The organism is Mycobacterium sp. IDUB_37 (genome assembly GCF_055419245.1).
This window is the reverse complement of sequence record NZ_JBVAXG010000001.1, coordinates 1,345,418-1,358,104: the sequence shown is the minus strand read 5'-3', so window position 1 is coordinate 1,358,104 and position 12,687 is coordinate 1,345,418. Positions and strand designations below refer to the sequence as shown.

Annotated in this window: 10 protein-coding genes and 1 pseudogene; 4 read left to right on the top strand and 7 right to left on the bottom strand. The window is 65.4% G+C overall.

Annotated features, from left to right (window positions below):
- Window positions 1–116 precede the first annotated feature (116 nt).
- Complete coding sequence (locus tag ACZY1I_RS06365) at window positions 117–2,717, bottom strand: helix-turn-helix transcriptional regulator (protein WP_463753392.1); 2,601 nt, start codon at window positions 2,715–2,717, stop codon at window positions 117–119.
- A 134-nt stretch (window positions 2,718–2,851) separates the two neighbouring features.
- On the opposite strand from ACZY1I_RS06365, the gene ACZY1I_RS06360 reads away from it, so the two are divergent.
- Complete coding sequence (locus ACZY1I_RS06360) at window positions 2,852–3,973, top strand: PQQ-dependent sugar dehydrogenase (protein WP_463753391.1); 1,122 nt, start codon at window positions 2,852–2,854, stop codon at window positions 3,971–3,973.
- Between the two features lie 10 nt (window positions 3,974–3,983).
- Here ACZY1I_RS06360 and ACZY1I_RS06355 read toward each other — a convergent pair whose 3' ends face one another.
- The 6 genes from ACZY1I_RS06355 to gatC form a co-directional block, all read right to left on the bottom strand.
- Window positions 3,984–4,541 (bottom strand): flavin reductase family protein, encoded by a 558-nt coding sequence (locus tag ACZY1I_RS06355; RefSeq protein WP_463753390.1) that lies wholly within the window; start codon window positions 4,539–4,541, stop codon window positions 3,984–3,986.
- 384 nt (window positions 4,542–4,925) lie between these two features.
- Window positions 4,926–6,437 (bottom strand): Asp-tRNA(Asn)/Glu-tRNA(Gln) amidotransferase subunit GatB, encoded by a 1,512-nt coding sequence (gene gatB / locus ACZY1I_RS06350; protein WP_463753389.1) that lies wholly within the window; start codon window positions 6,435–6,437, stop codon window positions 4,926–4,928.
- A gap of 56 nt (window positions 6,438–6,493) precedes the next feature.
- On the bottom strand, window positions 6,494–7,441 hold the full coding sequence (locus ACZY1I_RS06345; RefSeq protein ID WP_463753388.1) for a MinD/ParA family ATP-binding protein: 948 nt from the start codon (window positions 7,439–7,441) through the stop codon (window positions 6,494–6,496).
- Window positions 7,442–7,722: 281 nt separating this feature from the next.
- Window positions 7,723–8,754 (bottom strand): ATP-dependent 6-phosphofructokinase, encoded by a 1,032-nt coding sequence (locus ACZY1I_RS06340; protein WP_463753387.1) that lies wholly within the window; start codon window positions 8,752–8,754, stop codon window positions 7,723–7,725.
- Between the two features lie 36 nt (window positions 8,755–8,790).
- On the bottom strand, window positions 8,791–10,275 hold the full coding sequence (gene gatA, locus ACZY1I_RS06335) for an Asp-tRNA(Asn)/Glu-tRNA(Gln) amidotransferase subunit GatA (protein WP_463753386.1): 1,485 nt from the start codon (window positions 10,273–10,275) through the stop codon (window positions 8,791–8,793).
- Complete coding sequence (gatC, locus tag ACZY1I_RS06330; RefSeq protein WP_463753385.1) at window positions 10,272–10,571, bottom strand: Asp-tRNA(Asn)/Glu-tRNA(Gln) amidotransferase subunit GatC; 300 nt, start codon at window positions 10,569–10,571, stop codon at window positions 10,272–10,274. Before gatC ends, gatA begins: the two co-directional genes overlap by 4 nt.
- A gap of 164 nt (window positions 10,572–10,735) precedes the next feature.
- Here gatC and ACZY1I_RS06325 point away from each other — a divergent pair, with 164 nt between their 5' ends.
- The 3 genes and pseudogenes from ACZY1I_RS06325 to ACZY1I_RS06315 all read left to right on the top strand — a co-directional run bounded on the left by ACZY1I_RS06325 (window position 10,736) and on the right by ACZY1I_RS06315 (window position 12,684).
- Window positions 10,736–11,392 carry an ACT domain-containing protein gene (locus ACZY1I_RS06325; RefSeq protein WP_463753384.1) on the top strand — a complete coding sequence of 219 codons (657 nt, stop codon included), beginning with the start codon at window positions 10,736–10,738 and terminating at the stop codon, window positions 11,390–11,392.
- Window positions 11,393–11,545: 153 nt separating this feature from the next.
- Window positions 11,546–11,764 (top strand): annotated as a pseudogene (locus ACZY1I_RS06320) (diguanylate cyclase domain-containing protein); the annotation flags it as partial.
- 26 nt (window positions 11,765–11,790) lie between these two features.
- A complete protein-coding gene (locus ACZY1I_RS06315) occupies window positions 11,791–12,684 on the top strand; it encodes a putative bifunctional diguanylate cyclase/phosphodiesterase (protein WP_463753383.1) in 894 nt (297 codons plus the stop codon).
- Window positions 12,685–12,687 lie beyond the last annotated feature (3 nt).

Genomic DNA, 12,687 nt, shown 5'->3' with positions numbered 1-12,687 from the left:
ACGGTGATTCTGCGGCGAATCAGCGCCATCTCAATCCGGAACCGACTACTGCAAATTCCGCGCCCGCGGCGACCGACTACGGCAAATCAGCAGAACCGAGCACCCTCAGTCCGACTTCAGCTTTCATTTCCGCGCATCATCTCGGCGAGCGCGGATCGCCCGCTGACGCCGGCTTTGGTGCTGGCGCGGTAGATGTGGCTCTCGATGGTCCGCACCGACAGTGACACCGCCTCAGCGATCTCACGGTTCGACAGGCCTTCCGCCACCAGCACCGCGATCTCGCGTTCGCGGTTGGAGAACGGAGGGGTGAACGACGCGGCCCTGATCGCCGAGCTGGTCGCGCCTCCGCACTCCGTTGCCAACCGTTGCGCGCGCGCCGCCGAGGTCATCGCGCTGCCGGACCGACCCGCACGCCGGTGCGAGGTGGCGGCCTGCCCGGCGGCGTCGGCGGCGGCCAGCAGGTCGCCCATGGCCTCGAATTCGGTTGATGCGCGATCGAGTTCGACGGCGTCATCGGCGTCGACGGCCGCCGCGTAGCGGGCCGCGACCGCCGCGCGCGGCCCCTCCACGAGCGTGGCCAACTCCGCGAGCCGGTCGGCGACGTCGGTGTCGTCGAACTGCGCCGCAGTCTGCAAAGACCACACTTCGCGGGCCAGTTGATCGTGTTCTCGTGCGAACTGCGCCGCCTCGCGGGCCAGGCGGCGTGCCTCGGTGGGCCGCGAGCGCGCCGCCGCCAGCCATGCTTCGGTCAGCAGTTCGCTGGACCTGATGTACACGTAGGCCGGATGCCGGTGGGCTCGGGCGATTTCCAGCCCAGCTTCGGCCGCGTCGGCGTGGCCGGACCGAGCAAGCGCCTGGGTGCGCAGCAGGTGGTACCGGTGGAAGCTGTTCGCCACGTGAAAACTGTTGGCCATCTCCGGTCCCATCTCGGCGAGCAGATGCCGCAGGGCCGCGTTGAGGTCCCCAGCCGCCAACATGACCAACCCGAGAATCTGGGATGCCAATGCCTGCACGTCCGCAGGCTGCTCACTTTGGTCACGTAGGTTGCGCTCGGCCACCTCGACGGCATCTGCGATATATCCCGCGGCCAACAGGGCGAACGTATGGAACTCGGTAAACGTCTGACGCAGGAACTTGCCCTGCTCACTCATCGTGACCGCTTCATCGGCCTCGACGGCCTTTGCCGCGGCCTTGTGAGGTTGGCCGAGTTCGCCGTAGGCCATGCTCTCGGCGCCGAAACCCATTGTCGCCCCGTAATGGTCGAGGTCGTGATACGCCACATCGGCCATCGTCGCCAGGACTTCGATCGGCTTGGCCTGTAACGCAAGCTGATTGGCGCGGAACACCAGCAGTTGCTGACGTCGCGGTCCGCGCGCGGTCTTGAGCGCGTCGTCGATAAGCCGCCAGGATCGCTCGGGCTCGCGCATGCCCCACAAAAGATTCGACGCGCGCATCACCACCTCGTTGATGAATGCCGATTCCGTCGCTTCATCGACCTCGACGCCCTCGAGGACCTGCAATGCAAGCTCGCCCTTTTCCCGCATGAACAGCGAGTAGGCCAGCGGTATCCGGGCCTGCGCACCGATGCCGGTCGCGGCGGCCGCGGTGAAGAGCCGCTCCGCCGTCTCGAAGTCCAGTAGCGAACTCGCCGCCGTGGCCGCCGCTAACAGCACGTCCGGCTCGGGCGGGAGGTCGGACTCCAGCCACAGCAATCCCCGCTTGACCACCTTCGCGGCTTCTCCGCCGTCCTTCATCGCAGTAGCGACCTGGCCGCGCAGGCGGCGCAACCGCGAGGTGCCACAGCGATCAAGTCGGGCCTCGGCATATAGCGGGTGCCCGACGTACACCTCGCCGGATGTCGTCCGGATCAGTTCACGCTGTTCGGCCTCTTCGATGGCGTCGGGGTCGGCGAGCAGCCGCAAGCACCCCCAGTCAATGGGCTCGGAGATTGCCACCAGATCCACGACGTCACGCACGGTGCGGGAAATCGCACCGATCTGCGCATCCACCAGCTCAGCGAGCGATCCCGAAACCGTGATGTTGCCGAGCCAGCGGACGGCACCGTCGTCGGCAAGCATCCGTCCCGCTCGGTGCTCCTGTTCCACAACTTGACGGAGAAACAGCACGTTGCCACCGGTGAGACGCCACAGTCTGTCTGCGCACTGACGATCTGGTGCAGCTCCCAGGGTTGCCGCCAACAAATCGTCAATTTGTTTGCGGGTCAACGGTTCTAGTTCGTGGCGCTGTAGCAGGCCGTCCTTCCACAACGCCGTCACCGCGGCCGGAGCCACCTCGCCGGTGCGGATCGTCACGATCACGGCGGCAGCCCCTGACTGGGCCAGTTGGTGTAGGACCAGCGAGGACAGATCGTCGAGCAGATGTGCGTCGTCGACGAAGACGAGCAGTCGGTGTGGCTGGGTGCCGTCGGTCACCGCCTCAATGACTCGGCGTGCCAGCGCAAAGGGGGCGCTTTCCACATCGTCAGTCCATTGTGAGAAGGCACCGAGCGAGATCGGGCGACTCGTCGTGGTCGCGGCAATGTTGCGAACGGTCCACCCGTTTGCCGCCGCCGCCGCGACTGCCTCTCGGGCCAGCCGCGACTTACCGATTCCAGCCTTGCCCGCCAGCGCTACTCCCCGCGCTGTATCACCGGCGATCGAGCGCATAATCGCGCTTATCTCATGATCACGGCCGACCATCGGCCACAGATCGAACACGGCAGGGATTTTAGTGAAGCATTCGCGTTCCCTCTCGACAATCGGCCTAAATCATCGGGCGCTGATAAGGGGATTTGCCGTGGTGGGCGGGGCATGCGGGGGCCTTAACCATCAATTCCCGTAGCCTGTCGGTCATGCGATTACGGCGGTCAGTTCGATGCGCGCTCGCTGCGCTATGTGCGGCGGTGCTGGTATCGAGTGGCTGCGCGCGTTTCAACGACAACCAGTCGCAGCCGTTCACGACCGCGCCCGAGTTGAAGCCGCAACCCAGCTCCACGCCGCCTCCACCTCCTCCGCTGCCGCCGAATCCTTTTCCGAAGGCATGCCCGGCACCAGGGGTTATGCAGGGCTGCCTGGAGAGCACGAGCGGCCTGATCATGGGCGTCGACAGCAAGACCGCACTGGTCGCCGAGCGCACCACTGGTGTGGTCAAAGAGGTCTCGGTCAGCGCCGAGCCCAAGGTGAAGATGGTGATCCCGGTCGACCCGTCCGGCGACGGCGGATTGATGGACATCGTGCTGTCCCCCACCTTTTCCCAGGACCGGCTGATGTACGCCTACATCAGCACTCCCACCGACAATCGGGTCATCCGGATCGCAGAAGGCGACGTCCCCAAAGACATCCTGACCGGCATCCCCAAGGGTGCCACCGGAAATACCGGCGCGTTGATCTTCACCAGTCCCACCACCCTGGTGATATTGACCGGGGACGCCGGTAACCCGGCCATGGCCGCTGATCCAAAGTCGTTGGCCGGCAAGGTGCTACGGATCGAACAGCCCACCACCGTCGGCCAGGCACCGCCCACGACGGCACTGTCCGGCATCGGGTCCGGCGGCGGCATGTGCGTCGACCCCGTCGACGGCTCGCTGTACGTCGCCGACCGGACACCCGGCGCCGACCGACTGCAGCGCATCACCCGCAAGTCTGAGGTGTCCACCGTGTGGACCTGGCCGGACAAGCCGGGCGTCGCAGGCTGTGCCGCCATGGACGGCACGGTGCTGGTCAACCTGATCAACACCAAGCTCACCGTGGCCGTGCGGATGGCGCCGAAAACCGGCGCCGTCACCGGCGAACCCGACGTCGTCCGTAAGGACACCCACGGCCACGCGTGGGCGCTGCGCATGTCGCCGGACGGCAACGTGTGGGGTGCGACCGTGAACAAGACCTCCGGTGACGCCGAGAAGCTCGACGACGTGGTCTTCCCGTTGTTCCCGCAGGGTGGCGGGTTCCCGCGCAACAACGACGACAAGACGTAGCGCCCGGGTTTCAGGGCACGTCGAGCGTGAACTTCATGCCGTAACGCTGCGTCACGCTGGCCCGGTCATCGGTGTAGAGCCGCTGCTGCTGCGGCGCCTCCTGGCCGGGGTCCAGGTCGTCGATATCAGACAGATAGAGCAGCTCTTCGGCGTTCTCCGGGGCCCACACGGCGACCGGCTCGAGCAGATACGCCACATGGTCGGCGACATCGCTGCGACTCACCGTCTTGCCTACGAACCACGCGGCCGACTCATCAAGGATCGGCATGCCGGCCGGACCTGTCCGCCAAGCGCAATGGGCGAATGCCTCGTCGGGTCGTTCAGCGAACAGTTCGGCCAGCACATGCTGGCGATGGGGCAGCACGTGCACGGCGACATATTCGGATAGAGCCGCCGCCGCGAGCAGGTTAGTACCGAGGGCCAATCCGACCATGAAACTCGGGGGCTGCACGCTGGTTTGCGTGGCGAAACCGACCAAGGCACCGGACGGAACACCCTCGGTCTGCGTGGTCACCAGGAACACCGGACCATCCAGCATGGACATCAAGTCATCGAACGATTCCGCCATCACCACACCATGATGGATGCGCGCGGCCCGTTTTCACACTCATCCGCGGTGATGAGTCTGCGAGTTCTTATTTGTCACGCCGCCGCGGCTGCGCCCTAACGAACCGACCGCTATCTCGGACAGCGATCGAAATGCATCGCTGACCAACCGCGCTAGGGCGCGTGACCGGCGTCAAGGTCGGCGACATCGGCGACACAGACCGGCTCACCGGCCTCATCGGCAAACCACGCATCGACGGGTTCGAGCAAGTAACCGAGGTCGATACGTTTTCAGCATGTTGCCCAGCAGCCAGCCGACCGCGCAGTCGAGAGTCGGCATGCCCCGCGGGCCGTGGTGCCACGCCCAACCAGTCAGCACTCACCGGCGCGACACCTTCGGGTCGGTTCAGACTTGACCGCAGGCAGCCAGGACGAGTTCGCGGACGCGCGCCGCATCGGCCTGGCCGCGGGTGGCCTTCATCACCGCACCCACGATGGCGCCTGCGGCCGCCACCTTGCCACCCCGAATCTTCTCCGCCACATCAGGATTGGCGGCCAGCGCCTCGTCGACCGCGGCTTGGGTGAGCGAGTCGTCGCGGACAACCGCCAACCCGCGGGAGGTCATCACCTGTTCGGGTTCGCCCTCGCCGGCCAGCACACCTTCGACGACCTGGCGTGCCAGCTTGTTGGACAGCTTGCCCCCGTCGACCAGTGCGATCACCTCGGCGACCTGAGCCGGGCTGATGGCCAGTTCCTCCAGCCCGATGCCGGCTTCGTTTGCCTTCTGCAACAGGAAGTTTCCCCACCAGGACCGCGCCTCTTTGCTGGGCGCTCCGTGTTTGACCGTGGCGGTGATCAATTCGATCGCACCGGCGTTGACGAGGTCACGCATCACCTCGTCGGAGAAGCCCCACTCTTCCTGAATTCGCTTGCGGCTCAACCACGGTAGCTCGGGAATGGTCTCGCGCAGCTGCTCGACCAACTCGCGGCTGGGCGCGACGGGCTCAAGGTCGGGCTCGGGGAAATACCGGTAGTCCATGGCGGTCTCCTTGGCACGCCCCGGGCTGGTGTAGCCGGCCTCGTGAAAGTGCCTGGTCTCCTGCCGGATCTCGCCGCCGGCCAGCAAAACTGCCGCCTGCCGCCGCATTTCGTAACGGACCGCGATCTCGACGCTTTTCAGCGAGTTGACGTTCTTCGTCTCGGTGCGGGTACCGAATTCGGTTGCGCCCCTGGGCTTGAGCGACACGTTGGAGTCGCAGCGCATGGAACCCTGGTCCATCCGGACGTCGGATACGTCCAGAGACTTCAACAGATCTCGCAGTGCAGTCACGTAGGCCCGGGCGATCTCCGGTGCCCGCTCGCCGGCTCCCTGGATGGGTTTCGTCACGATTTCGATCAACGGCACGCCGGCCCGGTTGTAGTCGATCAGCGAATTGGTGGCGCCTTCGATTCGACCGGTCTCGCTGCCGATGTGGGTGAGCTTGCCGGTGTCCTCCTCCATGTGCGCGCGCTCGATCTCCACGCGCCAGGTGGTGCCGTCCTCCAGCGGGGCTTCGAGGTAGCCGTTGATGGCGATCGGCTCGTCGTATTGAGAGATCTGGTAGTTCTTCGGCATGTCCGGGTAGAAGTAGTTCTTCCGGGCGAACCGGCACCACGGCACGATCTCGCAGTTCAGAGCGAGGCCGATCCGAATTGCCGACTCCACTGCGACGTTGTTGAGCACGGGCAGCGAACCCGGCAGGCCCAGGCACACCGGGCACACCTGGGTGTTGGGCTCGGCACCGAACGCGGTGGCGCAACCGCAGAACATCTTGGTGGCGGTCGAAAGCTCAACGTGGACTTCGAGTCCGAGCACCGGGTCGAAGCGTTCGAGGACCTCGTCGTATTCGAGCAGGTCAGCCTTGGAAGCAGCCGTCATAAGGGTCAATCCTAGTGGTGGTTGCGAGCGCGGCTGACCCGGGCGAAGTGCGGCCCTTACCTGCTTGGGAACAACCGGGCCACCGCGGCGGCCAGCTCGAGGTAGCAGCGCCTGCTCTCGCCACTCAAGCGATCCAGCCCGATTTCTTGACCTTGATGCACGTGCCGATCGAACGGCAACATCACCGTGGCGGCGACCTGGGCCGACAATTGTTCAAGCTCCTTGGCAGCCAACGTATCCAGTCTCGTCCGCTCGACGTGATTGACCGCAAGTACGGTCGACTCGATCAGCTTTCGATATCCGTTGTTGCGCAACCACTCCAACGTCGTCCGCGTCTTGTGAATCGCATCCAGGGAGGTGCTGGTGACGACCACCAGTGCCCGGGACTCCGGCAGAACGGCTTCCATCACACCGGTTTTGAGGGCCTTGGGGCAATCGACCAACACCAGCGAGTAGTGGCTGCGCAAAATGGAGAACGCCTTGACGAAATCCCGGCGCCCGATACTCCACTGGCTGCGCGCGTAATCGGGAAGCCCGAGCACTTCCAACCCCGAGCTGTTCATATATGTGTGCGCCCGCACGTCGGCGTAGCGCGCGATCGCACCGTCCGTCAGCAGGTCGGCCAGGTTCAGCGGATTTCGACGTCCATGCCGGTCGGCCAAATCTCCCGCGTCGATATCAACGGCGATGACTCGATCATTGCGCATGCCGGCGAAAGTCGATCCCAGCAATTCGACGACGGCGGTTTTGCCGACCCCACCTTTGAGGTTCAGCACGGAAATGGGGAACGCGCCACCCACCGGTGCGACGATCTGCTCCCGGAGTGAGTTCTCGTGCGCCGCCTCGCGACCCGCACCGAGATCGACCCCGGAATAGCGATAGACAACGTCACGCCAGCTTCGGCGGACGGGAGCCTCGAACCCGAGTTGCTCGATACCGTCCAGTGCCAGCCCCCCGGGAACGCGCTGACGCGCGACTGGCGGTTGAGGCAGCGGACCAACCACAGTTGGCGGACCTGAACTGGCCTTTTGCCGAAATGGTGACGGCACCGGACGAAGCGGTTGAGGTTCTGTGGACGCCGCGCTGACGTCGCCGTATCGCCACCCCGAATGACTGATATCGCCGCGCTGGGCAGGCCCTGGAGCTGATTGCTGCAGGACTCCGCGATGAAGACCGCGGTTACTCATACTTGACCTATAGCCGATTCTTATAAACGAGAAACCTACGAACCGGTGGAGCCTGGACTAACGGTTATCGAACAACCGGTCCGCTGGTCAGGGCGGTCTCAGCCAAAGAAAGCGGCGGCGTCGTCGTAACGACTCTCCGGAACCAACTTGAGCTGACGCACCGCGTCGGCCAGTGGCACCCGACCGATGTCCTGGCCGCGCAGCGACACCATCTGGCCGTACTCCCCCGCGTGCGCGGCGTCGGCGGCGTTGACCCCGAAACGCGTGGCCAGCACCCGGTCATAGGCCGTCGGCGAACCACCTCGCTGTACGTGACCCAACACGGTCACCCTGACGTCCTTATTGATGCGCTTCTCTACTTCGATCCCGAGTTGCGCCGCCACACCGGTGAACTTCTCATGGCCGAACTCGTCAATTCCGCCCTCTCGCAACGCGATCGAGCCGGCGACGGGCTTGGCGCCCTCCGCGACCACGCAGATGAAGTGCGAATCTCCGCGCTGGAAGCGACGTTTCACCAGCCGGCACACATCCTCGACGTCGAAGGGCTGTTCGGGGATCAATGTCATGTGGGCGCCGGACGCCAGACCCGCATTCAACGCGATCCATCCGGCGTGGCGGCCCATCACTTCGACCAGCATGACCCGCTGGTGGGACTCAGCGGTGCTGTGCAGTCGGTCGATGGCGTCGGTGGCCACGGTCAGCGCGGTGTCATGGCCGAAAGTCACGTCGGTGCAGTCGATATCGTTGTCGATGGTCTTGGGCACCCCGACCACGGGGACGTCTTCCTGCGCAAGCCAGTGCGCCGCCGTCAGCGTGCCCTCGCCGCCGATCGGGATGAGCACGTCGATGCCGTTGTCGTCCAGGGTCTGCTTGACCTGGTCCAGCCCGGCTCGCAACTTGTCGGGATTGACTCGGGCCGTGCCGAGCATCGTTCCGCCCTTGGCCAGCAATCGGTCGTTTCGGTCGTCGTTCTTCAGTTGCATGCGGCGGTTCTCCAGCAACCCGCGCCATCCGTCTTGGAATCCGACCACCGAGGAGCCGTATCGGGCGTCGCAGGTGCGCACTACCGCCCGGATGACAGCGTTGAGGCCGGGACAGTCGCCGCCCCCAGTGAGAACTCCGATCCGCATGTAATCATCTTGCCCTGCGGGTCGGCAGATGGCGCGCTAAATGGCCGACGGCAGCGCGCCGCGGGCGGCCTCGTAGGCGGCGCCCACCCGGTAAAGCCGGTCGTCAGCCAGAGCGGGCGCCATGATCTGCAATCCCACCGGCAGCCCGTCGTCCGGGGACAACCCGGAAGGTACCGACATCCCGCAGTGCCCGGCCAGGTTCAGCGGCAGCGTGCACAAGTCGAACAGGTACATCGCCAGCGGGTCGTCGACCTTCTCCCCCAGCGCGAACGCGGTGGTCGGAGTTGCCGGCGAAACCAGCACGTCGACGGACTTGTACGCCTCGTCGAGATCGCGGGCGATCAGGGTGCGGACTTTCTGCGCCTGGTTGTAGTAGGCGTCGTAATATCCAGCCGACAACGCGTAGGCGCCGATCATGATGCGTCGCTTCACTTCCGGCCCGAAACCCGCGGCCCGAGTCATCGCCATGACTTCTTCGGCGCTGTGAGTGCCGTCGTCACCCACCCGCAGCCCGAAGCGCATTGCGTCGAATCTGGCCAGGTTGCTCGACACCTCCGACGGCAGGATCAGGTAGTAGGCGGGCAAGGAGTAGTCGAAGTGCGGACAATCGACCTCGCTGACCTGGGCGCCCAATGCCTTCAGCTGCTCGACGGCGGCTTCGAACGAGGACAGCACGCCTGGCTGGTAGCCCTCGCCACTGTGCAGCTGGCGCACCACCCCCACCCGGACGCCCTTCAGGTCGCCGGCCGCACCCGCCTTGGCGGCGCCGACGACGTCGGGCACGTCGGCCTTGATCGAGGTCGAATCGCACGGGTCGTATCCGGCGATCACCTGGTGTAGCAGCGCGGTGTCCAGCACGGTGCGGGCGCACGGCCCGCCCTGGTCCAGCGACGAAGCGCACGCCACCAGGCCGTAGCGGGAAACCGTTCCGTAGGTGGGTTTGACGCCGACGGTGGCGGTCAGTGCTGCCGGCTGCCGGATCGAACCTCCGGTGTCGGACCCGATCGCCAGTGGCGCCTGGAACGCGGCCAGCGCCGCGGCGCTGCCACCGCCGGAGCCGCCGGGAACGCGTTCGACGTTCCAGGGATTGCGGGTCGGGCCGTACGCGGAGTTCTCGGTGGATGAGCCCATCGCGAACTCGTCCATGTTGGTCTTGCCCAGAATCGGGATGCCGGCCGCACGCAGCCGCGCGGTGAGGGTGGCGTCATAGGGCGCGCGCCAGCCCTCGAGGATCTTCGAGCCGCAGGTGGTAGGCATGTCCGTCGCGGTGAACACGTCCTTGAGCGCCAACGGCACCCCGGCCAGCGCGGAGGGAGGCTGCTCGCCCGCGGCCAATGCCTTATCGACGGCGGATGCCGCCGCGAGCGCCTCGTCGCCGGCGACATGCAGGAAGGCCGCGTAGCGGTCGTCGGTCGCGGCGATCTGGTCCAGGCAGGCCTGGGTGATCTCTACCGAGGACAGCTCCTTGGCGGCGATCCGAGCGGCCAACGTCGCCGCGTCGAGCCGAATGATCTCCGTCACTGGCTCTCCCCCAGAATCTGTGGGACGGCGAATCGGCCCTCGGTGGCTTCCGGCGCGGCGGCGAGCGCCTGCTGCTGCGTCAGCGACGGCCGGATCACGTCCGGGCGGGTGACGTTGACGTCTTTGAGCGGATTGTCAGTGGCTTCCACACCGGTGACGTCGACGGCCTGGATCTGGCTGACGTGCGTGATGATGGCGTCGAGCTGGCCGGCGAAGTTGTTCAACTCGTCGTCGGTCAACGCCAACCGGGCCAGCTTGGCCAGGTGGGCCACCTCGTCGCGGGAGATCTGGGACACGAGCGCCTAGCTTAACCCCTAACTTCGGCCTAACCTGCCGCGAGTGTGCGGCTGGCTTCACACTCGACGCCGAGTGTGCGGCCAGCGTCACACTCGTCGGCTCGCAACGGCGAGTGGCCCCGGCCGAAATGCCGCATGCGCGTCTCTGTGAAAGGGTGTTTGCCGTGCCCTCGTATCTGCTGCGCATCGAGTTGGTCGACCGACCAGGCAGTTTGGGCTCGCTTGCGGTCGCGCTCGGTTCGGTTGGGGCCGACATCCTCTCGTTGGATGTCGTCGAACGCATCTCGGGGTACGCCATCGACGACCTGGTGATCGAGTTGCCCGCAGGATCGATGCCGGACACCCTGATCACCGCTGCCGAGTCACTGCCTGGCGTTCGGGTGGACAGCGTGCGCCCGCATACCGGTCTGCTCGAAGCTCACCGCGAGCTGGAACTGCTCGATCTGATCGCCGCGGCCGGCAACCGTGCGAACAAGCTGCAGGTCTTGGTCGACCACGCACCCAGGATTCTGCGGGTCGGCTGGTGCACAGTTCTGTGCAGCACCGACGGCAAGTTGCAGCGGCTCGCCGGCAGTCCCGGTGCACCGGAAACCCGGGCCGATTCGGCGCCCTGGCTTCCGATCGAGCAGGCATCGACGCTGGATGGCAGCGCGGAGTGGGTGCCGCAGGCGTGGCGCGATTTGGATACCACGATGGTCGCCGCCCCCCTGGGCGACTCCCATACGGCGGTGGTTATCGGCCGGCCCGGCCCGGAGTTCCGCCCGTCTGAGGTGGCCCGACTGGGTTACCTCGCGGGCATCGTTGCGACCATGCTGCGATGAGACCGGCAGCAAACCCGCTTCGATTGGAATCCGTCACGTTATATTGACCGCGTCAAGCAGACCTCAAGCGGGTGGGCACATGCACGCGACAAGGACATAGCACCTCATGCAAGGCCATAGTCGCACGAGAAGTCTCAACGTCACGCCGCGGGCGATCAGTTCATCAACGATTTTGCGACGGGAACCGCGGCGGCCATGCAGGGACAAGGCCTGCTCGCCCGGATTGGAGGCAACGAGTTCGTCGTTATCCCAACGGCAGCAACGGATCTCGATGATGCGGCACGCCTCGCGGAAAGCCTCCACACCCGCCTGACGGACCACGTGACGATCGGCGGTGACGTCCTCAATCGCAGCGTGACCATCGGCGTCGCAACCGGCATCCCCGGCAAGGCAACAGCTTGGACCTGCTGCGGCGTGCCGACGAAGCGCTGCAGTGGGCCAAAGCAACTGGGACAGAACGCATTGGCGTCTTCTCCAGCGAGATGCTCACCCGGCGTGAGGCACGCGCGGACGTCGAGTTGCACCTGCAGGGCGGCATCGAAGGCGATGCGCTGACGCTGCTCTACCTTCCCGAGGTCGGTATGCCGACCGGCCGGGTTGTGGCCGTCGAGGCCTTGGTGCGCTGGCAGCACCCGAGTCGCGCACTGTTGCCGGACTTGTTCATTCCCGTCGCCGAGTCGCTGAATCTCGCCGGAGAGTTGGGCAAGTGGGTGATTAACGCGGCGTGTGCCGACTTGGCGCGGTGGCGTGCGGACGGGGTGGCCCTTGATACTCTGTTGCGCGTCAACGTTTCTCCCGCACAACTCGTCGCGCACGATCTGGTGGGCACCGTGCGACATGCGCTCGAGAAGTTCGGACTCGACGGCACAACCATCAGCCTGGAAATCACCGAGAGCATGCTCATCAGAGACGTGCTGAGCACCAGAGCCACCCTCAACGCACTTACCGAAATCGGTGTCGACATCGCGATTGACGACTTCGGCACCGGCTTCAGTGGGATGGGACTACTGCGCACGCTGCTGGTCAGCACCCTGAAGATCGATCGCGGGTTCGTCCATGATTTGGCCACCAGCGCCGACGACCGAGCGATCGTCCGGGCGGTGATGGGCCTTGCCGAGGCGCTGGACCTCAATGTGGTCGGCGAGGGGGTCGAGACCGAAGCTGCGGCCCGATCCCTGCTCAACGAAGGATGTAGCCGAGCGCAGGGATTCTTGTTCTGCCGTCCCATCAACGCGGAAGCAACTCAGCGACTGCTGGCCACCGGCTTCGTGCCGACGCGAATAGCGATGTAGAAA